Raw genomic sequence first — 24,605 nt, 5'->3', positions numbered from 1 at the left:
GGAGGGGTGGCCGAAGGCCGGGGTGGTAAAACCGCCTGCACGAATAATGGCTCTAGCTTTCTAATTCTAGCTCAACCACCCCGCCCTCCGGGCACCCCTCCTTCAAATAAGGAGGGGAACTAGCTTCTTCTAGCTTCTCTCCTTCTAGCCTCCCCATTATGCCTGACCTCTCCATCAATTTTGCCGGTATCAAGTCGCCCAATCCATTCTGGCTGGCTTCGGCGCCGCCCACCAACTCGGGGTATCAGGTGATGAAAGCCTTTGACGCCGGCTGGGGCGGGGCCGTGTGGAAAACCCTGGGCGTGCCCGTGGTGAACGTGTCGAGCCGCTACGGCAGCGTGGACTACCGCGACAAGCGCATGATGGGCTTCAACAACATCGAGCTGATTTCGGACCGCCCCCTAGCCGATAACCTGCGTGAGATTGAGGAAGTGAAGAAGCGTTTCCCGCACCACGCCGTTATAGCCTCCCTCATGGTGCAAAGCCGCCAAGAGTGGCACGACATCGTGCGCGACGCCGAAAACGCGGGTTCCGACGGCATCGAGCTGAACTTCGGCTGCCCCCACGGCATGTGCGAGCGGGGTATGGGCTCGGCCGTTGGCCAGGAGCCCGAAGTGCTGCAGACTATTGTGGAGTGGGTAATGGAAGTAGCGCGCATCCCGGTTATCGTGAAGCTCACGCCCAATATCAGTGACATTACTGAGCCCGCTATGGCCGCGCGACGCGGGGGCGCCAACGCCATTTCGCTGATCAACACCATCCAGAGCATTGTGGGCGTGGACCTGGACTTGTTTGCCCCCTACCCGATTGTGGATGGCAAGGGCAGCAACGGCGGCTACTGCGGGCCGGCCGTGAAACCCATTGCCCTGAACATGGTGAAAAACTGCGCCCAGCACCCCGACGTGCGCCTGCCCATTTCCGGCATCGGTGGCATCGAAACCTGGCGCGACGCCGTGGAGCACATCCTGCTGGGGGCTTCCTCGGTGCAGGTGTGCACGGCGGCCATGCACTACGGCTTCGGCATCATCCGGGAAATGACCAGCGGGCTGGAGCAGTACATGCGCGAAAAAGGATTCCACACCATTGACGACATGGTGGGCCGGGCCCTGCCCAACGTGAAGCACTGGGAAGACCTCAACCTCAAGTACAAAGTCACCGCCCACATCAACCCCGATAAGTGCATCGGCTGCCAGCTGTGCTACACGGCCTGCGAGGACGGCGCCCACCAGGCCATCAAGCTCAACGCGGGCACGCGCATCCCCGAAATCATCGACGAGAACTGCGTGGGCTGCAACCTCTGCTCCCTGGTGTGCCCCGTGGAGCAGTGCATCACCATGGAGCGCCGCGACGACGGCACTCAGCACCAAACCTGGAAAGAGCGCACCGCCGCCGACGATATTCCCGTCACCTTCAACGATGAGCGTGCTGGCGGCCTGCATCACTGGGTACCCGAGCCCGCCGCCGCCCTGGGCAAGGAGAAGCACAAGACGCTGCCGGGTAAGGCGCGGCAGTATCAGGAAGTAGTGGTGACGGAATAACTGAAACGCACCGAATTCCAACTGCACTTAGCACAACGCACCCGAATCCAGCTGGATTCGGGTGCGTTTGGCATTTGATCAATTCCAGTTTCAAGAATTACTGGCGGTGGTATAAATGGAGGTGATTAGGGTTTTCTGGACAGTGGCATTAGTTGCTTTAGGCCCTTTGAGAAGCGGCTTTTGCAAACACTCGTTTTTGTGTGCATCACCTGTCTTTATACCACCGCCGAATTACTTATACTATCATTTAAGTAACGAGCAGGTATTTGCGAAGGCTGGAAATTCATTGATTGTCCAGCCCGATACAAATGCTCATTTGAAAATATGTTGTTGAAGTTATGAACTAAAGTTGAACGTCGAGCCCGAACCGATGTTGATGCTTGGACATAATTGATGTTACAATGTCCAGCCCTACTTTTGCAAATACTCTTGCTGGCAGCATTTTAGCTAATTATATAGTTATATGTTTGCACTAATTTCCATTTGCCATTCTCTTTTCGAAATACAAATGTTCCCCAATATCCACCCAATCCGCAGTTGCAATCTTCATTGATATTTATTATTGCTGTTTTGTTGTCTGATGAAACAATGGGGAGTGAAATCTTATATACAAAATCAAGTTTTCTGTCACAACTGTCAACTATTTCTGTAGAATGTTTTGTATCTGGATTATGTGCATAGTATTCAATTTTATCTTCTTTTATATTTTGTGACTGTAGTATTTTTTGGGTAAAAACATAGAGTTTGTCAAACAAACTAAACTCCTTCATATTATTTTCAAAAATGGCAATCCTGTTGGTTTGTTTATAAACTTTTAAGAAGTAAAGGCTATCGTCTTTTATTATTTCGTTTAGTATTTTATATTTTTTTTGCCTCGGAAGTGAATGTTACTGAGTAATAGACTCCAAGGATTAGCATGACAGATATAAATGTTTTTCTTTTCATTAAGGCTTAAAAATAGGGTGAGTGTCCAAATTGCTGCTAACATTCAGGTTGCCGCTACTCCTCAGCTCTGCAAGTAGCGGCAATCCATCCATAGTACGCTATGAAGTAGCGTAATCTAGCCCAAATTAGGTGGGATTATGCTACTCCCTACTTCAGACGCCAAATTTTTCCGACAAACGACCGGGTCGCGGTTTAATCCCACTTCCGTCGTCGCTCGGCTGTGCCGGGGCGTTCTGCGCCATTCGAACCATTTTTAACAACGGCGCGGCCGGATTCGCGGCACAGCCGCTCAAGCGTAGCCGTCACTCAGCATAGCCAAGCGACGGCGCGGGCTTCTACGCAACGCCCACTTATGCCCGCCTGGCAGAGTATCCAAAGCCGCTTGCACCCGTAGAAGTCAGACCGTCGGGTTTTCGAGCCAACAAACATGCAGAAATGACAATCTGTCACGGAAAACCCGCTTCAACCGGGCTGGTACGCGTCTTGTAATTCCCCCGGCGTGAGTGCTTCGGCGCTCCTGAACCTGACACCTCAACACCCTAACGATACTCCTGAACAATGGGAAAAATAATTGGTATTGACCTCGGCACCACCAACTCCTGCGTGGCCGTAATGGAAGGCAACGAGCCGGTGGTGATTCCAAACAGCGAAGGCCGCCGCACGACTCCGTCGATTGTAGCCTTCCTCGACAACGGTAAAGGCGAGCGTAAAGTAGGTGACCCGGCTAAGCGTCAGGCCATTACCAACCCGCATAACACCATTCAGTCGATCAAGCGTTTTATGGGCCGCAACTTCTCGGAGGTTTCCGAAGAAGCCAAGCACGTGGCCTACGCCCTGGGCAGCGGCTCCAACAACACGGTTGGCGTGAAAATCGGCGACCGGCAGTACACGCCCCAGGAAATTTCGGCTATGGTTCTGCAGAAAATGAAGCAGACCGCCGAAGATTACCTCGGCCAGCCCGTAACGGAAGCCGTGATTACGGTGCCCGCCTACTTCAACGACGCCCAGCGCCAGGCCACCAAAGAAGCCGGTGCTATTGCCGGCCTCGATGTGAAGCGCATTATCAACGAGCCTACGGCCGCCGCTCTGGCTTACGGCCTCGACAAAGACCACTCGAACCACAAAGTAGCCGTGTATGACCTCGGCGGTGGTACGTTCGATATTTCGATTCTGGAGCTGGACAACGGCGTATTCGAAGTACTGAGCACCAACGGTGACACCCACCTCGGCGGCGACGACTTCGACCAGGTTATCATCAACTTCCTTGCGGAAACTTTCTCTTCTGAAAACGAAGGCCTCGACCTGCGCAAGGATGCTATGGCCCTGCAGCGCCTGAAGGAAGCTGCGGAGAAAGCCAAAGTAGAGCTGTCTTCTTCGACGGAAACCGAAATCAACCTTCCTTACATCACCGCTACGGCCTCGGGCCCCAAGCACCTGGTGGTGAAGCTGAGCCGCTCGAAGTTCGAGCAACTGGCCGACTCGCTGATTCGTCGCTCGATGGAGCCGGTGAAGAAAGCCCTGCAGGACGCTGGTCTGAGCACTTCCGACATCAACGATGTGATTCTGGTAGGTGGCTCGACCCGCATTCCGCGCATCCAGGAAGAGGTAGAGAAATTCTTCGGCAAGAAGCCTTCAAAAGGTGTTAACCCCGACGAAGTAGTAGCCGTGGGCGCTGCCATCCAGGGCGGTGTACTGACCGGTGAGGTGAAAGACGTGCTCCTGCTCGACGTAACGCCGCTTTCGCTGGGTATCGAGACGATGGGCGGCGTGATGACCAAGCTCATCGAGTCGAACACGACCATTCCGACCAAGAAGTCTGAGACCTTCTCGACGGCTTCCGACAACCAGCCTTCCGTGGAAATCCACGTGCTGCAGGGCGAGCGGCCCATGGCTTCGCAGAACCGCACCATTGGCAAGTTCCACCTCGACTCGATTCCGCCAGCACCCCGCGGCGTTCCGCAGATAGAAGTAACCTTCGACATTGATGCCAACGGCATTCTGCATGTAACGGCCAAGGATAAAGGCACCGGCAAAGAGCAGAAAATCCGCATTGAAGCTTCTTCCGGCCTCTCGGACGCCGACATTGAGCGCATGCGCCAGGAAGCCCAGGCCAACGCCGAAGCTGACAAGGCCGAGCGCGAGAAAATCGAGAAAGTCAACCAGGCCGACTCGATGATCTTCCAGACCGAGAAGCAGCTGCAGGAGTACGGCGACAAGCTGAGCGGCGGCAACAAAACGGCCGTAGAAAACGCCCTGGCCGACCTCAAGAAAGCCCACGAGAGCAAAGACCTCGGTCAGATTGATACGGCTATGGCCGCCATCAACGCGGCTTGGCAGGCTGCCTCGCAGGAAATGTACGCCCAGAGCGGCCCCGCAGGTCAGCCCGGCGCCGAAGGTGGCAACCCCTTCGGCGGTGCCGGTCAGCAGCCCGGCGGCAACGGCCAATCGGGTGCCGGCCACGACAACGTGACCGACGTGGACTACGAAGAAGTAGACGGCCAGAAGTAATCGGCTGATTTGAGTTAAAAAAGGCCCGGCAGAATATCTGCCGGGCCTTTTTGCGTCTGGGCGTTTTCCAGCACGTCATGCAGAGCGGAGCGAAGCATCTCGCGTGCTGACACTAGGACGTCATTCCGAGCTTGCCGAGGAATCTCGCTAGTGTAGTAATTACCACCGCAACATCAGCACGCAAGATTCCTCGGCATGCTCGGAATGACGATCATAACACCGCTTAGCCTTTGCCGAAACCATTCCGCCGCTACCTTTGGGCCGCACCAAATATCCGCGTTTCTATGGCTAACTTTCTCATCATCGGTGGCGGTATTGCAGGCTTGGCCACAGCCCAAGCCTTGCTACAAGCAGGACACCAAGTGCAAGTGTTTGAAGCGGCGTCGGCCCTACGGGAAGTGGGTGCCGGCGTAGTGCTGGGGGCCAACGCCATGCGGGCCCTGGCCCAAATGGGACTCCACGCGGCCGTGCAGGCCCAGGGCTTTCCGCTCACGGGCATCGGCCTGCTGGAGGAGAATGGGAAACCCCTCAACACGGTAGATACCCGCCCCTTTACCGATCGGCTAGGCTATGACAACCTCGCCATTCATCGGGCTTCGCTGCAGCAAGTACTGCTGGCGGCCCTGCCCGCTGGCTGCGTACACTTGGGCAAGCGCCTCGCTCGGTTTGAGCAGCACGATGCGCAGGTCACGGCTTATTTTGAGGACGGCACCCAGACTACGGCCGACGCCCTTATTGGTGCCGACGGCATCCGGTCGCGGGTACGGCTGCAGCTATTGCCCGGCAGTCAGCCGCGCTACGCGGGGTACACCTGCTGGCGCAGCGTGGTGCAGGCATCGTCCCTGGGCCTCACGGCGGGTCAGACAACCGAGACCTGGGGGCGCACGGGGCGCTTTGGCATGGTGCCGCTGGGCAATGGGCAGGTGTACTGGTTTGCCTGCATCAACAGCCCGGAAGCGAATCATGCGCCCTTCAAAGCATTCCGCATGAGCGACCTGCAACAGCACTTTGCGAGCTTCCACGCCCCCATTCCGCAGCTGCTGGCTTTAAGTACCGATGAGCAGCTGGTGTGGGGAGACATTCTGGACCTGAAGCCGCTGCCGCACTTCCACTTTGGCCGGGTGCTGCTCATTGGCGACGCCGCCCACGCGACGACGCCCAACATGGGCCAGGGCGCGGGCCAGGCTGTGGAAGATGCTGCCTCCCTGGCCCGCTGCCTGCACGCTACTCCTGACCTGCCGGCCGCCTTTCAGCAGTTCGACCAGCGCCGCCGCCCCCGCACCACGCGCATCGTGGAGCAGTCGTGGCAGCTGGGGAAAGCGGCGCACCTGAGTAACCCCTTGCTGATAAAGCTGCGCAATGTGGCTATGCGGAGTTTGCCCAGCAGCCTCAACACCCGCCAAATGGCCTTTCTGTACGAAGGCGGAGAGTAGGCCCGGCGCGTACTACCTTGCGGTTGTAGTTTCCCTGTCCTGCCTCTTATGCCCGTTCCTTTTTTTTCCTTCACTACCCAGAACCAACAGATCCGGGCCGCCACGCTCGAAGCCATGGCCCGGGTCTTCGACTCGGAGTGGTATGTGCTGGGTGAGGAAGTGCGGGCCTTTGAAGCAGAGTACGCCGCTTTCGGCCACACGGCACACTGCGTGGGCGTGAGCAGTGGCCTAGCAGCCCTGCACCTGGCGCTGCTGGCCCTGGGCATTGGCCCCGGCGACGAAGTGCTGGTACCCAGCAACGCCTACGTGGCTACCTGGCTGGCCGTATCCTACGTGGGCGCTACCATTGTGCCGGTAGAGCCCGACGTGGCTACCAGCAACCTCGCCCCGGCGCGGCTGGCCGCCGCCATTACGCCGCGGACCCGCGCTATTATACCCGTGCACCTTTACGGGCAGGCCTGCGACATGGCTGCTATCATGCAAATGGCCCAGAAGCACGGCTTGTGGGTAGTGGAAGACAACGCTCAAGCGCACGGCGCTACCAGCCACGGCCAGCTTACCGGGTCTTTCGGCCACCTGAACGCCACCAGCTTCTATCCCACCAAGAACCTCGGCGCCCTCGGCGACGCCGGTGCCCTTACCACCAACGATACTGCCTTGGCCGAGCAGCTACGCGTGTTGCGCAACTATGGTTCCCGCCAGAAATACCAGAACGAAGTCATTGGCCAGAATGCCCGGTTAGATGAGCTGCAGGCCGCCATCTTGCGCGTAAAACTCCCTCTCTTACCCCGCTGGACTCTGGAGCGCCAGCAGCTGGCCGCCTGGTACAATAACCACCTGGCGGGTATTCCGTGGCTGCAGTTACCCGAGCAGTTGGCTACCTCCTCCCACGTCTACCACCTCTTCGTAGTGCACACGCCGCACCGGGCTGCGCTGCAGCAGCACCTCGCGGCCCACGGAATCGGCACGGCGGTGCATTACCCGGTGCCCCCGCATCTGCAGCCGGCTTACCAGCACCTGGGGTTTGCCAAAGGGCAGTTCCCTCTTGCCGAACAGCTGGCCACCACCTGCCTTAGTCTTCCGCTCTGGCCCGGTATGACGGCAGCACAGGTAGCGGAAGTTGCCCACGCAATACGGGCGTTTCAGCCGAAATAACGCGCGTCATCCTAAGCAAAGCACAGGCGCTGCGAGCGGGCTACGTCGTCAGCTCTTTCTTGGGCTGGGGATTGGTAGCCTCGTCCTCTTCCTCCTCGTTTTCCTCTTCGAAGCCTTCCTTTATTTTTTCCAAGGCCTCCTCATGGTCACTGGCATCCGCTTCCTCCGCGTTTACCTCCTGAATGACTTTGTGCGCGGGTTCGTAGCTGAGCTTGATGTAGATGGGAAAGTGGTCGGAGCCCACGTAGGGCAGGCGTTCCATATCATCTACCTTGAAGTGCGGTGATACAAACACGTGGTCGAGGGGCCAGCGCATGAGGCGGTAGTCGGCGTGGAACGTGGGCAGCAGACCGCGGCCCACACGCGGGTCGAGCAGCCCGCTGATGCGGCGGAACAGCTCGGAGGTGTGCGACCAGGCTACGTCGTTCATGTCCCCGAACACGATGGTCGGCTCGTCGCGGCGGTCAATTTCTTTGCCTACCAGCAGCAGCTCAGCGTCGCGCTTGGTGCTGGTTTTGGATTCCTGGGGCGCCGGCGGTTTGGGGTGCAATCCGTAGATGCGCACCCGGGTTTTGGTGCCGGGCAGGTCCACGTAGGTGTGGATGGACGGAATGTCGTCGTCCAGCAAGTACTTAATCGTACAGTTTTCCAGGGGCAGGCGCGAGAAGAACAGCAGGCCGTAGGTATTGTCGAGGGGCTCGTGGCAGGTGTAGGGGTGCGTCTTTTCCAGCGGCCGCAACTGGTCCAGCCACCACTGGTCGGTTTCTACCGCCATGATGATATCGGGGTCCATTTCCTGAATCACGGCCAGGGCCCGGGCTCCTTGCTTATTAAACTGCAATACGTTCATCATCACCAGGCTCAGGTGGCCCTGGCTGGCTTTGGCGGTGCTGTCGCCCACCTGCTTGCGCACCAGGCGGGTATAGGGCATGATGCGAATCAGCTGGTAGACCACGACAACGGCCAGCATGCCCAGCAGCGTGAGGCCCCAATAGCCGGGCAGCTGGTGCCAGCCCAGCACGAGGCCGGTAGCCAGCACCAACATCGTAACGCCCACAATCTGCAGGCGGGGGAAGTCGCACACGCGAATCCACCACGCCGTTTGGCGCAGCAAGGGCAGCAACGTAGCCACCACGGCGGCCACTGCGAGCAGCAGCGCCAGACCGTGAAGAATAATCAGCCAAACAGGCATAGCGCTAAAATCGGGCACTGCGGGGAGCGGAATGGGGTGGGAAGTTTTGTACGCTAGAGCCCCGTTACGGGGTTTAGCATACCGGAAAAAGACGAGTTTCGCCGGATCAATCGTCGCTGAACCCGCCTTTACGCAGCTCGTCGATGGTGCGCATCACCTTATCCTTGAGCGAGGTTCGGTACTTTTCCAGGACATCGGCCAGGCGGGCATTGCTCAGGCCCAGAATTTGGGTGGCCAGCACGGCGGCGTTGGGGGCCCCATCAATGGATACCGTAGCCACGGGCACCCCCGCCGGCATTTGCACCATTGACAGCACCGAGTCGAGCCCACGAATAGACGTAGTGGAGTTGATAGGTACCCCAATCACGGGCAGCGTGGTGAAGGCGGCTACCATGCCCGGCAGGTGGGCGGCCCCTCCTCCCCCAGCAATGATAACCCGCAAGCCACGCTTGCGGGCGGTTTCGGCATATTCTACTAAGCGGTGGGGCGTGCGGTGGGCCGACACGAGTGTCATTTCGAAAGGCACCCCAAACTGCCGCAGCAACTCGGATGCCCCGTTCATCACCTTCAAATCGGATTGGGAACCCATGATAATGCCCACAATGGGCGTAGCATCGGGCGTGGCGGGCGAGTCAGTGCCCGAGGGCGCGGGGGGTAAAGTAGTCATGGACACAAGAACGGAAATAGGAAAGCTCAACCTGCTTGCGCGGTTCTACGCGCCGTGGGCGCGGTGGTTGGCTCCTTAAACATAGCATTTTTCCTCTTTGCTGATTCTCAAAGGCTCGTACCTTTGGCTTGCCCCTGCTTCCCGCGCGCCGCCCATGGAAATCCTGCTCGCCACCTTCACTACCTTGTTCTCCGTTGTGAACCCCTTCGGGGCCATGCCGGTATTCCTCACGCTCACTGAGGGCGACACGCCCCAGGAGCGCGCCAACATCGGCCTGAAGGCCTGCCTGTACATGATTGCGGTGCTTACCGTGTCATTTTTCGCGGGGCAGTACGTGCTCAATTTCTTTGGCATCAACATCCACCACCTGCGCATCGCGGGAGGCATTCTGCTCATGCGCTCCGCCTTCGACCTGCTCACGCCCGGCGGCAACCGCGCCAAAGTTTCGGACGCCACATTGGAGGAAAGCATGCACAAAAACGATATTTCGTTTACCCCGCTGGCCATGCCCATGCTCTCGGGGCCGGGGTCCATGGCCGTGTGCATTGGCTTGTTCGCCGGGCACCTCTCCTACTTGGACATGGGCTTTATCATCCTCGGGTTTGTGCTGGTGGCGCTGGCGGCCTATATCATCCTGATGTCGTCGCTGCGGCTCACGCGGTTTCTGGGACGGCCCGGTATGGCAGCCCTGGCGCGCATTATGGGCTTTATCACGCTGGCCATTGGGGTCAATTTTCTGGCTACGGCCATCAAGGCGTTGTTTCCGGGGCTTACGCATTAAAGGCAGAATGAGTGGGCGAAAGCGCGAACATCAACACCGCGCCTTCACCCACTCATTCCCCCTTTGTACCTTTGCCCCGATTATGCTGAAGAACGACCTCCTGCTCCGTGCCGCCCGCGGCGAAGATACCGAACGTACCCCCGTGTGGCTGATGCGCCAGGCGGGCCGCATCCTGCCCCAGTACCGCGCCCTGCGGGGCCGCCTGAGCGGCTTCAAGGAACTAGTCGAAACGCCCGAGCTGGCCGCCGAAGTAACCATTCAGCCCGTCGATGCCCTGGACGTAGACGCGGCCATCATCTTCTCCGATATTCTGGTGGTGCCCGAAGCCATGGGCCTCACCTATGAGATGGTGGAAGCCCGCGGCCCGCTGTTCCCCGAAACCATTCAGAACGCGCACGACGTGGCCCGCATGCGCATCGCCGATCCTGAGGAGCACCTGGGCTACGTGCTGGAAGCCATCCGCGTAACCAAGCGCGGCCTCAACGGACGCGTGCCGCTCATCGGTTTTGCCGGCGCCCCCTGGACGATTCTGGCCTATATGGTGGAGGGCCACGGCTCCAAAACCTTCAGCAAAGCCCGCCGCCTGCTTTACACCGAGCCAGCCCTAGCCCACGAGCTGCTGCGCAAGATTACGGCCACGACCATTGCCTACCTGCAGGCGCAGGTGGAAGCGGGTGCGAACCTCATTCAGGTATTCGACTCCTGGGCGGGTATTCTGCCTCCCCACCACTACCACGAGTTCAGCACGCGCTACATCCGCGAAATCTGCGAAGCCCTGCCCGGCGTACCCGTAACGGTATTTGCCAAGGGCGCTTTTTTTGCCGTGCCCGAGTTTGCCACGCTGCCCTGCCGTACCATCGGGCTGGATTGGAACGAGGACCCGCAGACCGTGCGTGCCGTGGTGGGCGAAAGCAAAACCCTGCAAGGCAACCTCGACCCCTGCGCCCTCTACGGGACGCCGGAACAGGTGCAGCACGCCACCATCCAGATGCTGCGCCGCTTCGGGCCCCAGCGCCACATTGCCAACCTGGGCCACGGCGTGTACCCCGACACCAACCCCGACAACGTGAAGGTGTTCATCGAAACTGTAAAGGAGTTCAGCACCCTGGCCCGCGAAGGGCAGATTTAACTCGTCCTCTGCGCAGTACGAAACGCCCTTTTACCAGCAAAGCCCTTTCCCATTGCGTATGGGAAAGGGCTTTTCTCATTTTGGAGCTAAGGGCGTTGCTCGGGGCGTAGATTACTGCGGCTCGCAAGTACTACATCAGCTATTGCAGCTTCAGGCCTTTTTCCTGGGCTTCGGCCAGAAGCAGTTGCTTTTCGATGGGAACTACGCCTACCTGCTCACACACCAAGCCGCCACCCAGGTTGGCCAGCGCCGCCGTAACGGGCGCGGGCAGGCCCAGAGCCACGCACAGGGCCGCAATGCTGATAACGGTGTCGCCAGCGCCCGAAACGTCGGAGATAGTGCGTAGATGCGCGGGAATGTACGTGCGGGTCAGCTCGCCGTCTTCCACGAATACCCCTCGTTCCGACAAGGTGACCAGCACTATTTCGGGGTGCAGCACCTCGCGCAGCTTTTCTACGGCCGCTTCAAAATTGGGCCGGTCGGCGTCGTTGAAGTCCAGCTTAAGGCCTTCGCGCAGCTCTTTCAGGTTGGGCTTGAACAAGGTACAGTACTGGTAAGCCAGGAAGTTTTTCTTCTTGGGGTCGACGACCGTAGGAATACCTTGCTCACGGGCCAGGGAAATAAACTGCCGGATGCTTTCCGCGTTGAGTACACCCTTGTCGTAGTCCTCGAAGATGACCACATCGGCACGAGGCAGCAGCAGCTGGAAGCGGGCGGTAAGGTCGGCGTTTTCCTCAGCGTTCAGGTCGGTTTCCACTTCCGAGTCGATGCGCAGCAGCTGCTGCCCCTGGGCCAGAATGCGCTGCTTTACCGTGGTAGGCCGATGCGTGGAGCGTACCATTCCCTCGGCTGAAAGCCCCCCGGCGTGTAGCAGATCCAGCAGCTGGTCGCCGCCTTGGTCCTGGCCGACCACGGCGCACAGCAGCGGGGTAGCCCCCAGGGCCTGCACGTTCAGGGCCACGTTGGCGGCGCCGCCCAGACGCTGCTCCTGCCGGCTCACGTTCACCACGGGCACCGGCGCTTCAGGCGAGAGGCGGGCGGCCTTGCCCCACACGTAGGCATCCATCATCACGTCGCCCACAATAAGCACCGTGAGACCATTGAATGCAGTAAATAAATCGGGCAGGGAAGCGGGCAGCGCAGCAGCAGGCATCAAAGAAAAGTCAGGTACAGAACTACAAAGGTAGGAAGCCCGGCCACAACGCTGCACATACGGCCAGCCAGTAAGCAAAACGTCATTCCGAGCGCAGGCGAGGAATCTTGCGTGCTGATGTTGAATTACTACTCAAACATCAGCACGCAAGATTCCTCGCCTGCGCTCGGAATGACGGTCTTTCCAAAAAGGATTTGCGCTAGCTACGCCAGCTTGGACACGCTGTTTTTGATGCGCTGGAAGGCCTCGCGCAGCTTGTCATCGGCGGCGGCGGTGCTGAAGCGGATGCAGGCCGGGGCCCCGAAGGCCCCCCCATCCACGGCGGCCACATGGGCGTCGTTGAGCAGGTACATGGCCAGGTCGGCGGCCGAGCTGATGGTTTGCCCCTCGGGCGTGGACTTGCCAAAGCAGCCGCTCACATCGGGGAAAACGTAGAAGGCGCCGCTGGGCGTGGGCGTACGGAAGCCGGGAATGTCTTTGGCCAGCTCCAGCACCAGGTCGCGGCGGCGGTGGTAGGCCGTCACCATTTCATCGGCGGAGCTGCGGCCGCCCTGCAGAGCCGCCAGGCTGGCGCGCTGGGCAATAGAGCACGTGCCGGAGGTAATCTGGCTCTGGATTTTTTCGCAGGCGCTGGCAATTTCCTTGCGGGCCACCAGGTAGCCTACGCGCCAGCCCGTCATGGCGTAGCCCTTCGAGAAGCCGTTCACGGTAATCACCCGGTCCTTGATTTCGTCGAACTGGGCGATACTCACGTGCTCCCCCACGAAGTTGATGTACTCGTAAATCTCGTCGGCCAGCACGTGCACGTGCGGGTTTCGAGCTACTACCTCGGCAATGGCGCCCAGCTCTTCGCGGCTAAACACCGAGCCCGTGGGGTTGCAGGGCGAGGAGTACATGATTAGGCGGGTGCGAGGCGTGATGGCGGCTTCCAGTTCGGCGGCCGTTACCTTAAAGTCGTTTTCCAGGGAGCCCACCAGCGGCACCGGCACGCCTTCGGCCAGCTTCACCATTTCCTCGTAGCTCACCCAGTAGGGCGCAAACACGATTACCTCGTCGCCGGGGTTTACCAGGCTCATCACCACGTTCACCAGGGCCTGCTTGGCGCCCGTGCTCACCACCACGTTCTCGGGCTTGTAGCTGAGGTTGTTTTCCCGCTGGAGCTTGTCGCAGATAGCCTGGCGCAGCTCCAGGTAGCCGGGCACGGGCGTGTAGAGCGTGTAGCCTTGGTCGAGGGCCTCCTTGGCGGCGTCCTTGATGTACTGGGGCGTCTGGAAATCCGGCTCACCGAAGCTCAGGTTGATAACATCGAAACCCTCGGCAGCCAGGGCCCGGGCCTTTTTGGCCATGGCAATGGTTTGCGACTCCTGCATGGAGTTGATGCGGTCGGACAAGACGAGGGGCGCGAGGGTAGTAGCGTCAGCGGACATTAGAAGGTTGATTGAGAGAAAATGAGCGGACCAGCACAAAAGTAGGCGGAATGTACGGAGTGCCCCCGGAACTACAAGTACTTGCTTTCGGTGGTTTTACAGTTTCTAACGTGTCGGGAAAGGTATCTTCTTACGACGGTCTGCCCGCCATAAGGGCCTGTCACTGGTCACCTCACTCCTCTTCCTGGCCCAGTTCCCGGAAGCACCGCAGCAGCAGGCGAATATCGGTGCTGGTTTCGTAGTCCTTGGCGTAGAGTAGCTCCAGGCGGCGGCGCGTGGTCCCGGTGAGGGGGGCAGCAGCCTGCACGGCATCAGCGGGAGAAAGAATGGCGCGAGCCAGGCGGCGCGGGGCCGCGGCGTAGCGCAAACCCACCCAGGTACGGGAGCCGCTCAGCACCCGCAGGCAGTTGCGCAGAAAGCCACCTTTGTGTTTTTGCCCCCACAGCAGCAGGGGAGCCAGCACTAGAAACCCGAGGCTCGAGACAAAGTCTACGACCCGCTTGTTGCGTACCTGCTGGGGGCGGAAGAGGTTGAGGGTAATATCCAGGGCGTAATAGTCGCCGGGGGAGTCTTTACCGGAACTGCCAATGATGTACTCACTATCCTGGGGCAGAATTTTGTAGGCTACCGGAGGGTGTTGAGGCACGCTCACCATGAGCCCGATGATCTGGCTGGCTGTCAGGTCGCGCCCGCAGAAGATTAGCTCGTTGAGGCCGTAGATGCGAATAATATCTTCGAGCTGCCGCACCTCGCCCAGCAGGTCATCCACGGGCGCCTCCAGCGTGTCGGGGGCTACGAGCGTAGCCGCGGCCTGGGAGCCGGCGGCAGGCTGGGCGGCATACCCGCCGTACGCTGCTCCCACCCGCGAGGCTTTGCCGGGGCCCGGGAGCCGGTTGGGCTCGATGTAGCCAATCACCCGGGCCGGCACGGCGGCGTGCTCCAGCAGCTGGCGCACCCGCTGGCTTTCCTCAAACGACCCCACAATGCCCACGTTCTTCGGCTGCTGGGTGGTGAGGCTGAAGGTGCGGTAGCGCAGAAAGTTGGTGACCAGCCGCCGAAGGATCAGCGCCGCCACTGCCCACACGCCCCCAAGCACAATCAGAGCTTTGGAAAAGCGCCAGGCATCCAGGAAGTTGCTCACGGCTGAAATCAGGAGGGTGCCAAGGAATACGCCGCGCACGATGCGCCGGGCCTTGGTCGGCTGGTCGTAGGCCCCGCTGAAAAACGCGGATACCAGCCACACCGCCACGTACACCGGCACGGCCACCAGCATGTACTTTTCGGGGTAGGGCACGCGCACGTACTTGTGGTTGTGCTCCCAGTAGGTTTTCAGGAAGTACATGCCCCCATACAGCAGGCCCGCATCGAGCAGCACGGGGGCAGCCTGAGCAGCCAGGCGCTGGGCTACGGCCGCCCCCGCCCGCAGCCAAATGGCCAGGTTGATGAGGAAACTGAACGTGCCGGCCCGCCCAGGAGCAAAGTGCTTGCGGGCAAAGATGACCATGGCGCGGTAGAACACGAACACGTAGTTCACGCTCGTGCGCTTGGTGCTTTCGCCTTTGTAGTGAATGATGCGCGTGCCGGGGAAGTAGAAGTTCTGCCAACCGCCCTGGGTAATCCGGTACGAGAGGTCAATGTCTTCCCCGTACATGAAGTAGTCCTCGTCCAGCAGTCCTACCTGCTCCAGGGTAGCGGCGCGCATGAGCATAAAGGCTCCGCTGAGCACTTCTATTTCGTGGGTCTGGTCTTTATCAAGGTAGCCCAGGTGGTAGCGCCCAAAGCGCCGCGACTTCGGAAACAGCTTGGCCAGCCCGAAAATCTTGTAGAAAGCCACCCAGGGCGTGGGCAGGCCCCGCTTGCTTTCAGGTAGAAATTTGCCCTGCCCGTCGAGCATCTTCACACCCAGCCCACCGGCCCGTGGGTGCGCATCCATAAACGCGCAGCACAGTCGGAAAGTATCCTCCTCCACCACCGTATCGGGGTTGAGCAGCAGCACATACTCGCCGCGGGCCACGCGCAGGGCTTGGTTGTTGGCTTTCGAGAAGCCGGGGTTGTCGTGGTTTTCGATGAGTATTACCTCCGGGAACCGGGCGCGCACCATGGCCACCGAGCCGTCCACGGAGTTGTTATCGACCACAAATACTTCTACCGGCTGGCCCAGCTTTTCCACCGCTCGCCGCACCGACAACAGCGCCTGCTCCAGAAAGTAGCAGACGTTATAGTTGACGATAACAACAGAAAGCTTCACAACGGGCGAGGGCACGGGCAGGAGAATAGGCCGCGAAAGGTAAGCAGTCGGGTTGTTATTGCGAACCTGCGCCGCCGTATTGGCTGAAAACAATAAGCCCCGGAAGGTAAAACCATCCGGGGCTTGTGCTAGGTGCAGCCAGTCGGCAGCTACCGGGCCTGGCGCTGGCGCTCCACAATGGAGCGGCCCAGGGTAATTTCGTCGGCGTATTCCAGCTCGCCACCCATGGGAATGCCCCGGGCAATGGTGCTCACGTTCAGCTCAGGCAGGTCGCGGAGCTTGCGCGAGAGGTAGAAGGCCGTGGTGTCGCCCTCCATGGTGGGGCTGATGGCGAGAATGACTTCCCGGATTTCGGAGCCCTCCTTCGTCACGCGCTCCACCAGGGAGTCAATGGTCAGGTCGCTGGGGCCGATGCCCTCAATGGGCGAGATAACGCCGCCCAGCACATGGTACATACCTTGGTACTGGGCCGTATTTTCGATGGCAATAACGTCGCGGATATCCGAGACCACGCACACGGTGCTCTGGTCCCGAAACTTGCTGGCGCAGATGCTGCACTCCGGCGTATCGGAAATGTTGTGGCAGGTGTCGCAGTAGCGGATTTCGAAGCGCATCTTCGCCAGTGCCTCCGCCAGCGAAGCGGTAGTGTCCGTTTCGGCTTTCAGCAGGTGCAGGGCCAGGCGCAGGGCCGTTTTCTTTCCGATGCCCGGCAGCTTCGATAATTCGCCAACGGCGTTTTCTATCAGTTTGGAAGGAAATTCCATTCAGTGAATGTGCTAGTGTGCATAATGTGCTGAGGTGTTGGAATGTGCTGAGGTGCTAATCAAGAACAATCATTAGCACCTCAGCACATTCCAACACCTCAGCACATTAGTTAAATAACGTCGGCCGAAATACCCCGGTCGTGGATGGCCGTGCACATGCCCGCCAGCTCATCGAAGGTGCCGTGCTTAACGGTACACTGCCCTTTGTAGTGAATGAGTAGCGTACATTGCTCAGCCTGCTCGGGCTCGTGGCCGCACACGTCAATGAGCGTCCGGATGACGTGGTCGAAGGTGTTTACGTCGTCGTTGTACACCACCAAGTCGCGCACATCGGTGGTTTCTTCCAGGAGCAGAACGTCCTCGTCGTACTCAATCTGCGGTTTGCTGTTCATGGGGCAAAAATACGGAAAATCGGGCATAGTGCCGGGTTTCGGAGGTAAACCAGACTGTATATAACCCCTTGAGCAGCCGAATCGTTTCCCGACGGGCGAAGTAAAAAACGGGCTTCGCAACCACTGCTAGCAGCCTTTGTAGGTTGGCGCGCCCCAGCCTTCGTAGGCTGGTTGTATAAGCTACGGGGGAAGCTTCTGCTCATCCAGGGTACCATCGACGATGTGGTGGTGTGGCAGCACAGCCTCAACTACCTGAAAGCTGCCGTCGACAAAGGCAGACAGCTCGACTATTTCGTGTACCCGGGTCATGCCCACAACATAGGTGGCAAGGACCGGGTACACCTCTACAACAAAAGCACGCAGTACTTTGATGAGCAGCTATGGCGCCTGCTGGGGCTGCTTATCTCAAAACATTGGACAAACCCCAAGCACTAAGGCCTCGGCTGTTTAGCCGAGGCCTTAGTGCTTGGGGGCTGATCTACTACTGCCTTGCGTTACCGGTGCTTAATCTGCCGTACTATTGTTTCGTCCGTGATTTTGTCGTCGTCCATGAGCAGTAAGGCTTTGCTGAGGATGATGGACAGCACAGCGTCGCCCTCAAAAGGCAGGAATACATCGGCGGTACCAGCTGATTTGGCAGAGCGGTCAGGCACAATGCACAGGTACTGGTCGTTGGGGGTCATGAGAATATTGCCCGAGCCAAGGTGGATTTTGTAGGTCCGCAGGTGGCCGCGCACTTCCAGGAAACTGTCTTTGATTTCACTTACCCGCCCGATTTTCAGGCGCGGCACCAGCCGTTCCAGGGCTAGTTTGCGGGTTTTGGCCACTTCGCTTAGCTCCCCAAAGCTGTAGCTTTCCCAGTAGTTGCGGTACTGCACCAGACCACCATTGTCGCGCCAGAGTGGGTCATTGCCCACACTGGCCACGCCCACAAACAAATCTACGTCGCGCATCACCTCCGAAAACACCAGCGGCGGCACCTCGGGCAGCGGCACGGCTCCGTGCGGGTTTACAAAGCGCACCTGGTCGGTACTCACGTAGTTCCAGATACCGGCGTCGTTCCAGGCTTGGTCGGCGTTGACTTCGCTCACCCAGAACTGTGCCTGCAAGCCGTGGGCCGGCAGCTCCAGGGTGGTAGAGTCGGACTCATAGCCTTTGTCGTAAGCGCCCATCAGGCGGTACGTCCAGCCGCGGCCCCGCGCCAGGGCGCTGAATTGGTGCTGGCGCAGCACGTGGGCGGCCATGCGGTTGGAGTAGGTGCGGGTGTGCTCCTCGGGAGGCGTCAGCAGGTATACTTCGCGGTACGCCTGCTTGAAGGGCTGGCGCAGCTGTTGTTCGTCCAGCCAGCTGCGCCAGGCCAGCACTTCATCGGTGGAAGCCAGCACCGGGTGCCAGAGCTGTATGGTGTCGGCCTCAGCAGGCTCAGGCAGATTTTGGCCTTGGGCATTGCGCCAAATGTTGTTTTGCCACAACGCATCGTGAAAGGAACCGTCGGGGTGATGGATGCGCCAGATTAGGGCGTGGGTTAGCCGGCCCATGAGACCGTGCTCGAGGTAATAGCGCCGGAAGCGGGGCCAGGCCAGGCACCGGCCGCTGATGTAGCTGCGGTCGAGCCGGTCGCGCTGGGCAGTGTATGCCTGCTGAACCTGCACTTGGGTGAGCTTGAGGTGACGCAGCGCTTCGGCGTGGGTGCTTTTAAGCGCTGCCGGAGCCGATTTTAGCGGCTTCCCGGCTTTACTCCAGTTAAGCTCGGCTTTACCGCCTACCAGGACCAGCACAACCTGATAGTCGCCGAAGGCTTGTTCCGAACGCCCGTCTATCAGCCCGAAGTCCGGCACGGCCATGTCTTCCAGTTCGGCGGGCGTCATGCCCAGCGCCAGCGAAGCCTTTTCGAGGTAGCGCCCAATCAGGGTCTGCGTGTTAGGCTGCTTTACGGCACCGTAGAGGCGCGAAAGTTGCGCCACACCGGGCAGGCCACCCTGGGCTAGCACCCACACGCCCGCGTTGCCCAGGCTTGGTGCCAGCTGACCCTTTGCCGGAATTTTGCGGTAGCACTTGGCTGTCAGATCCGCTACGAAATGCAGCATGGCGGTATTCAGCACGGATACGCTGGTCCAGAGCAGGCCCTTTACCGCATCCTGGTTGGTCTGGCTCAGAAAATGCCACTCAGTATAGGTATAAGTCTGGCCGGCGTAGTTGTTGGTGCGGTTGAGCTCCTGCACCGGCAGCCTGGCTAAAGCCCCCAGCCATACCTCGTAATGCTCGGCCACGCTGGGGGTGCCGATGGCTGCTACGGCAGCCTCGGCTTCTTTCTGAAACTTAGCCGTGGGCTGCCCACCACTGGCCTGCTGCCAGAGTTGCAGCAGGCGTAACCACGGCCCGGCGTTGGGGTCTGCGCTTAGACCGCGGACAAACTCATTCAGGGCTTCGCCAAAGGCGTCATCGGCAGCAAATACCACTGTGGGGAGTTCTTCAGCCCCGCTGAGCCGCAGTATTTCCTGGAGCTTGGCCCGTAGCTTCACCACGCCGGCATCAGCCGTGTAGGCCGCCGATTTTGCTAGCAGCTTGCTTAGATAAGTTAGCAGCTCTTCGGCCAGCGGCTGCTTTTTCGCTTGCTTTTCCAGTTGGCCCAGCGTCAGAAGCACCGGAAACAGGGACAGCACTTGCCCCAGCGTTTTCGAGCTGTCTTCGAGCCCGTAGAGGTGAAACAGCTTAATCCAGGCGGTGGGGGGCAGCGCCAGCGTGGAGCGAAGCAGCACCTGCAGCAAAGCATCCAGCTGGTACCGGGTTGCGTATTCGTTGGCCGTACTGCCCATGGCCTCCACCGTTGCCAGCACCAGTCGCCCTTTGTAGGCAGGATCCTGGTTTTTCAGCGTTTGGTAGGCCAATAGGTCCGACAGCTTCAGCTCCCAGTAGCCCAGGTTGCGGTCCTGAATTTCGGTAAGGAACTGTTCCAGCACCGGCCGCATTTCGGAGGCCTCGGGACTGGTGCTACGCAGAATGTTGGCAAACGACTTTTTTTCCTTGGTGGTCATAGCAGAGAAAGTGTGGGTGGAAGAGCTTGGGCTGGCCCACACGCGTAGGCGGCTCAGCCAGTCAGACCAGAAAGGCCTCATCTCAGCCACCAACCAAGGGCGTGAGCTTAATGAAGCTGGCCGTAGCGCCGGTGCCCACCCACACTTCTTCGTCGAGGCTTTCTACTTGCCGGTTGTTGACGAGCACAAAGTAGCCGTTCTGCTGAAATCCTTCCAAGGCCTTGTAGAGCTGCTCTTCGACGTCAATAGGTTTAGGCTGGCGCAGCCGAAAGCCGTTCAGCACCCGCTCCGACTGCGTGGGCTGCACCAGCCCATTGAACACCCCCGACTGCCGGCGATTATAGGCTGCTACTTCCTGCTGTACACGCTGAGCAATCAGGTCACGTACTGTGAGCGTTTCCTGCGCAATTTCCAACTCCAGTTGGTTGAGGATGCTGCCGGTAGCGGTTTCATCCTGGATGGTAAGGAGGGCCATAGATAAGCTGTTTTGCTAAAGATTTAAATTTACTAATTTTTTTAGCATCAACCAAAAAACTGGCGGCGGCTTTTCTTTATCGGCGCCGCAGCCGTACTCAACTTCTGACTTCCCATCTTCGCATTTCAATTTCAGCAAATGCCCGTTCCCTCCGCCGATTTCAAACGCGCCCTCAAGCGCCTTATGGACAAAGAAAAAGAAGCTCTGCTTTTGCGGGCCGCGCGCCGCGACGCCGAGCTTTACGACACACTCTGCTACGAGTTGCTGCCCGAGGTAACCACGGAAACTGTATTCGAGCAGGCCTCCGACCAGATTCACGAGCTGTTTGCGGTGGGCGCTACCGGCCGCTTACTTAACCGCAGCCTCACCAAGGCCCTAAGCAAAGCCACCAAGGAAGTAGCCCGGGCCCGCCGCATTACTAAGGACAAGCGCCTGGAAATCGACCTGAACCTCTACACCCTGCGCCACATCTTCGAGAACTATACCGGCCAGTTTGAGAGCGTGTATGCGGGCTTTTACACCGGCACGGCCCGCCTGGCGGCGCGCACCACCCAGCTTGTGCTCCAGAACCTGCACGAAGACCTTTGGCTGGAATACAAGCCCGAGCTAGATGACTTTTTGCAGCAGCTGCACGCCCGCAGCAAAAGCCGCAGCCTCAAGTTTGAGCTGCCCCGGGAGCTGGTGCTGCCGGATTAACGGTAGTAACTGCACAAAAAAGCCCCGCTGGATTGCACCAGCGGGGCTTTTTCTACTACCTGATCTGCCAATCATCCATTCGGGGCGGGCCAGGCAGTAGGCCACTTACTTCTTGGCAATAACGTTGAAGCTCAGCGTAAACTCGTTGTCAATGGCTTTGTCGCCGATGCTTTCGAAGAACGACTTGGAGCCGTAGCGGATGTCGTACAGGGTACGGTCGATGGTGGCCACGCCGCTGGCGGCTGCTACCCCGTTTTTCACCCCGATTTTAGCGGGGAAGGTCACGGGCTTGGTAATGCCTTTGATGGTCAGGTCGCCGGTAATGGTGGCGTTGTTGCCCTGGGCATCGGCCTTGATGGGCGCAATGCTGGTGATTTTGAACGTAGCCGTGGGGTTTTTCTCGATGCTGAAGAAGTCATCGGAACGCAGGTGACCTACCAGCTTGCCGTTCGTGCCTTCGTCTTTGATGTCCTCTACTTTCAGCGAGTTCATGTCGGCCGTGAACGTGCCGCCTACCAGCTTGTTGCCGCGCACCAGCACGTCGCCTTCCTTAAACTGCACCGTGCCGTTGTGCTGGCCGGTTACTTTCTTGGCCAGCCAGCCCATGGTGCTCAGTTGGGGCTGTACTTTATATACCGTAGCAGCTGCCTTGTCGGTACCCGCCGTGGTTTTCTGGGCCATGGGCTTTTGAGCGAAAGCGGGAGCAGCAGCCAGAACAGCGGCCACGAGAGCCGGGAAAAACATTTTTTTCATGACAATGAAAAAGAAAAGGGAAAAGAAGTACGCGTAAAAAAGTTAGTCTCGAAGTTTATCCAGCAGGTAGTTGAGCTGCTCAACCTCCTGGTCCGACAGCTGCCGCAGCCCGTGCGCCTGCTGCTCTACCATGGGCTGCATGGTTTCCAGCAGTGCCAGCCCCGCCTCCGTGATGCAGATGTCCACGGCCCGACGGTTGCTGGGGCACACCCGGCGCGTTACCAGCTGCTTGGCCTCCAGCTTATCTACAATGCGCGAGGCGTTGCTGGTTTTATCCAGCATGCGCTCAATGAGCAGGTTCACGGTGGCCGGCCGGGGATGCTGGCCCCGCAGGATACGCAGCACGTTATACTGCGGAAGCGTCAGGTTGAATTCCTTGAAAGCCGCGGCCTGCCGCAGCTGCAGCCAGCCAGCCGTGTACACCAGGTTGATGTAGGCTTTCTGGTATTCGCTTTGAAAGTTGGGCTGTTTGATTTCGTCTTCAATTCTCATGGATTGGGACATGCTCTCCAGGAATTACGCTGCAAATATATGTACATACATTTAATGTACAAACATCGTTTCCTGAAATGGAAGATTATTTTTTCGGAAGCAAGTTCCCATTTATCCCTGATACCTTCGGCTGCGTATCAGGCTCATACTCCTGATTTCAACCCGCTATGCGCCATTTCCTGTCCTCTGCTTTCGTTGTGCTGGCCCTCACGGCCTCGCTAAGTGCCACTGCCCAAACCAAAACCACGCCGAAACCCGCCGGCGCCGTTACCACGGGTGCCTCCGACCGTTTCCTGATGCAAAACGGCAGCGTCGTGCTGGTGCAGAATGGCCGGCCTACCCCGCTCACGCAGAACGTGCGCCTGGGCAACGGCACCAAAGTCAATTACAAAAGCGGCATTGTGGAGCTGCCCGGGGGCAAAATCACGACCCTTCAGGAAGGCGACTACGTAACCAGCAAAGGCGAAATTGTGTTTGCCACCCCAGCCAGCGCGGCTGCGGCCCGGGGCCAGAAAGCCGAGCCTGGGGCCAAGTTTGACCCTTATGTAGAGCGCGGTGCCGCCCTCTCCCCCGCCGACGTGGACGCCCGCCTGACCACGCTGAGCACCCGCCTGGATCTGATGGCCCAGAAGATTCAGCTGCTCAACCAAAAGATTTCTTTGCTGAGCGTAAATGCCCAGCGCCCCACCGATACAGCCCAGCTCGACCAGCAGATCCAACAACTGGAGCAGCAGCTACAGCAGCTTAAGTAAGCCCGTTACCTGGTTGCGGTACGGCAGACTGCGCCACTATGGCCCCTTGGGTTTCCTGCACGAAGCCGAAGGGGTCTTTTTTTATAACCAGAAAGCCGTCCAGGTCGTGCACTTGGGCCAGGCCGCTTACCTGCACCGCCGACCAGATGCCCAACGACGTTTCGACCATGCAGCCTACCATAGCTTGTAGGCCGTGCGCGTGCGTTTGGCGCAGGATTTCCACCCCCTGCCGGTAGCCGCCGGCTTTCATGAGCTTCATATTTACCCCGTGAAACTGCCCGGCAATTTCCCTAAAGTCGGCGTGGTGCGTCACGGATTCATCAGCAAACAGCGGGTATGGGCTGCGTGGGCGCAGGTACTGATAGTCGGGCACGCAGGCGGCTGGCAGAGGCTGCTCCAGCACCTGTACCTGCAGCCCCGCTACTGCTTGGCACTGTTCCAGAAACTGCAGTAGGCTGTCGGCATCGGGCCAGGCTTCGTTACCGTCCACGATAAGCGGCTTGCCGGGCAAGGCGGCCGCTACGGCCCGCAGCAAAGCCAAGCCACTTTCCTGGTTTACCTTCACCTTCAGCAAGGCAAACCGGGAAGCTTGGTGCTGCTGCAGAAAAGAGGCGACGTCTTCGGGCGCCATAATGGGCAAAGAAAACGCGGTGGGCACCGCTGCTGCCGGGGCCGGCACGCCCAGGTACTGCCACACTGGCTGCCCGAGCCGCAGCGCCTGATAGTGGAGGTAGGCGGCCTCCACCGCAAAGCGCAATGCCTGCGCTACGGGGTGAGCCTGCAGCAGGGCAGCCAGTTCCTCCTCGCTGCCTACCTCGCTCAGCCCCGCGCCCTGCAGGGCCGCAAATTCGGCTTGCAGCCGCTCCGGGGTTTCACCGTAACGCACATTGGGTGCCGCTTCGGCCCAGCCAGCCAGCGGCGGCTCTCCCTGGCTTCGTACTCCAATGAGCAGGTTGACTTTCGCATCCGAGGCATTGCGGGAAATTTTCCAGGTATAGCGCAGGGGCAGCGGGCGAGCTTCAATAGTCCAGAGTAGCATAGGGCGGATATAAGCAGGAAAGTGCCAAGGT

At 59.1% G+C, this 24,605-nt stretch carries 22 protein-coding genes; 9 read left to right on the top strand and 13 right to left on the bottom strand.

Annotated features, from left to right (window positions below):
* Positions 1-158: 158 nt before the first annotated feature.
* Complete coding sequence (preA, locus tag FY528_RS18145; protein WP_149072443.1) at positions 159-1,538, top strand: NAD-dependent dihydropyrimidine dehydrogenase subunit PreA; 1,380 nt, start codon at positions 159-161, stop codon at positions 1,536-1,538.
* A 443-nt stretch (positions 1,539-1,981) separates the two neighbouring features.
* On the opposite strand, the gene FY528_RS18140 is transcribed toward preA, so the two are convergent.
* The gene (locus FY528_RS18140; protein WP_149072442.1) at positions 1,982-2,308 is read right to left on the bottom strand and encodes a hypothetical protein; all 327 of its coding nucleotides are present in this window, start codon (positions 2,306-2,308) and stop codon (positions 1,982-1,984) included.
* 733 nt (positions 2,309-3,041) lie between these two features.
* Here FY528_RS18140 and dnaK point away from each other — a divergent pair.
* The 3 genes from dnaK (at position 3,042) to FY528_RS18125 (ending at position 7,579) form a co-directional block, all read left to right on the top strand.
* On the top strand, positions 3,042-4,991 hold the full coding sequence (dnaK, locus tag FY528_RS18135; protein ID WP_149072441.1) for a molecular chaperone DnaK: 1,950 nt from the start codon (positions 3,042-3,044) through the stop codon (positions 4,989-4,991).
* A 284-nt stretch (positions 4,992-5,275) separates the two neighbouring features.
* Entirely contained in the window at positions 5,276-6,424 is a 1,149-nt protein-coding gene (locus tag FY528_RS18130; RefSeq protein WP_149072440.1) for an FAD-dependent monooxygenase, read from the top strand.
* A 48-nt stretch (positions 6,425-6,472) separates the two neighbouring features.
* Positions 6,473-7,579, top strand: coding sequence for a DegT/DnrJ/EryC1/StrS family aminotransferase (locus FY528_RS18125; RefSeq protein ID WP_149072439.1), 1,107 nt, complete (start codon positions 6,473-6,475; stop codon positions 7,577-7,579).
* Between the two features lie 40 nt (positions 7,580-7,619).
* On the opposite strand, the gene FY528_RS18120 is transcribed toward FY528_RS18125, so the two are convergent.
* Both FY528_RS18120 and purE read right to left on the bottom strand, forming a co-directional pair.
* Complete coding sequence (locus FY528_RS18120) at positions 7,620-8,771, bottom strand: endonuclease/exonuclease/phosphatase family protein (RefSeq protein WP_187632185.1); 1,152 nt, start codon at positions 8,769-8,771, stop codon at positions 7,620-7,622.
* A 106-nt stretch (positions 8,772-8,877) separates the two neighbouring features.
* Positions 8,878-9,438 carry a 5-(carboxyamino)imidazole ribonucleotide mutase gene (gene purE, locus FY528_RS18115; protein ID WP_149072437.1) on the bottom strand — a complete coding sequence of 187 codons (561 nt, stop codon included), beginning with the start codon at positions 9,436-9,438 and terminating at the stop codon, positions 8,878-8,880.
* A 154-nt stretch (positions 9,439-9,592) separates the two neighbouring features.
* Between purE and FY528_RS18110 the strand changes: the two genes are divergently transcribed.
* The gene (locus FY528_RS18110; RefSeq protein WP_149072436.1) at positions 9,593-10,219 is read left to right on the top strand and encodes a MarC family protein; all 627 of its coding nucleotides are present in this window, start codon (positions 9,593-9,595) and stop codon (positions 10,217-10,219) included.
* Positions 10,220-10,298: 79 nt separating this feature from the next.
* Positions 10,299-11,348 (top strand): uroporphyrinogen decarboxylase, encoded by a 1,050-nt coding sequence (hemE, locus tag FY528_RS18105; protein ID WP_149072470.1) that lies wholly within the window; start codon positions 10,299-10,301, stop codon positions 11,346-11,348.
* 139 nt (positions 11,349-11,487) lie between these two features.
* On the opposite strand, the gene FY528_RS18100 is transcribed toward hemE, so the two are convergent.
* From FY528_RS18100 to FY528_RS18080, 5 genes are all read right to left on the bottom strand, one after another.
* Entirely contained in the window at positions 11,488-12,501 is a 1,014-nt protein-coding gene (locus FY528_RS18100) for a bifunctional heptose 7-phosphate kinase/heptose 1-phosphate adenyltransferase (RefSeq protein ID WP_149072435.1), read from the bottom strand.
* Positions 12,502-12,704: 203 nt separating this feature from the next.
* A complete protein-coding gene (locus FY528_RS18095) occupies positions 12,705-13,928 on the bottom strand; it encodes a pyridoxal phosphate-dependent aminotransferase (protein ID WP_149072434.1) in 1,224 nt (407 codons plus the stop codon).
* A gap of 172 nt (positions 13,929-14,100) precedes the next feature.
* Positions 14,101-16,191 (bottom strand): glycosyltransferase family 2 protein, encoded by a 2,091-nt coding sequence (locus tag FY528_RS18090; protein WP_222931837.1) that lies wholly within the window; start codon positions 16,189-16,191, stop codon positions 14,101-14,103.
* Positions 16,192-16,325: 134 nt separating this feature from the next.
* Complete coding sequence (recR, locus tag FY528_RS18085) at positions 16,326-16,940, bottom strand: recombination mediator RecR (protein WP_149072433.1); 615 nt, start codon at positions 16,938-16,940, stop codon at positions 16,326-16,328.
* Between the two features lie 110 nt (positions 16,941-17,050).
* The gene (locus FY528_RS18080) at positions 17,051-17,332 is read right to left on the bottom strand and encodes an ATP-dependent Clp protease adaptor ClpS (RefSeq protein ID WP_149072432.1); all 282 of its coding nucleotides are present in this window, start codon (positions 17,330-17,332) and stop codon (positions 17,051-17,053) included.
* A gap of 171 nt (positions 17,333-17,503) precedes the next feature.
* On the opposite strand from FY528_RS18080, the gene FY528_RS18075 reads away from it, so the two are divergent.
* Complete coding sequence (locus FY528_RS18075; protein ID WP_262384051.1) at positions 17,504-17,767, top strand: alpha/beta hydrolase family protein; 264 nt, start codon at positions 17,504-17,506, stop codon at positions 17,765-17,767.
* A 59-nt stretch (positions 17,768-17,826) separates the two neighbouring features.
* Here FY528_RS18075 and FY528_RS18070 read toward each other — a convergent pair whose 3' ends face one another.
* A complete protein-coding gene (locus FY528_RS18070; protein WP_187632184.1) occupies positions 17,827-20,367 on the bottom strand; it encodes a DUF4132 domain-containing protein in 2,541 nt (846 codons plus the stop codon).
* Between the two features lie 82 nt (positions 20,368-20,449).
* Positions 20,450-20,842: a hypothetical protein gene (locus tag FY528_RS18065; RefSeq protein ID WP_149072430.1), complete on the bottom strand. Its 393-nt coding sequence runs from the start codon at positions 20,840-20,842 to the stop codon at positions 20,450-20,452.
* A 138-nt stretch (positions 20,843-20,980) separates the two neighbouring features.
* On the opposite strand from FY528_RS18065, the gene FY528_RS18060 reads away from it, so the two are divergent.
* Positions 20,981-21,538 (top strand): hypothetical protein, encoded by a 558-nt coding sequence (locus FY528_RS18060; RefSeq protein WP_149072429.1) that lies wholly within the window; start codon positions 20,981-20,983, stop codon positions 21,536-21,538.
* Positions 21,539-21,643: 105 nt separating this feature from the next.
* Here FY528_RS18060 and FY528_RS18055 read toward each other — a convergent pair whose 3' ends face one another.
* On the bottom strand, positions 21,644-22,291 hold the full coding sequence (locus FY528_RS18055; protein ID WP_149072428.1) for a YceI family protein: 648 nt from the start codon (positions 22,289-22,291) through the stop codon (positions 21,644-21,646).
* A gap of 42 nt (positions 22,292-22,333) precedes the next feature.
* On the bottom strand, positions 22,334-22,783 hold the full coding sequence (locus FY528_RS18050; RefSeq protein ID WP_149072468.1) for a MarR family winged helix-turn-helix transcriptional regulator: 450 nt from the start codon (positions 22,781-22,783) through the stop codon (positions 22,334-22,336).
* Positions 22,784-22,950: 167 nt separating this feature from the next.
* Here FY528_RS18050 and FY528_RS18045 point away from each other — a divergent pair, with 167 nt between their 5' ends.
* Positions 22,951-23,535, top strand: coding sequence for a DUF6799 domain-containing protein (locus FY528_RS18045; RefSeq protein WP_149072427.1), 585 nt, complete (start codon positions 22,951-22,953; stop codon positions 23,533-23,535).
* Here the strand turns inward: FY528_RS18045 and FY528_RS18040 are convergent.
* A complete protein-coding gene (locus tag FY528_RS18040) occupies positions 23,528-24,574 on the bottom strand; it encodes an enolase C-terminal domain-like protein (RefSeq protein WP_149072426.1) in 1,047 nt (348 codons plus the stop codon). The two genes, FY528_RS18045 and FY528_RS18040, sit on opposite strands and share 8 nt — an antisense overlap.
* Positions 24,575-24,605 lie beyond the last annotated feature (31 nt).

This window comes from Hymenobacter lutimineralis (assembly GCF_008271285.1).
In the GTDB taxonomy this organism is placed as follows: Bacteria; Bacteroidota; Bacteroidia; order Cytophagales; family Hymenobacteraceae; genus Hymenobacter; species Hymenobacter lutimineralis.
Note: the sequence above shows the minus strand (reverse complement) of the source record. Positions and strands in the feature narration are given on the sequence as shown.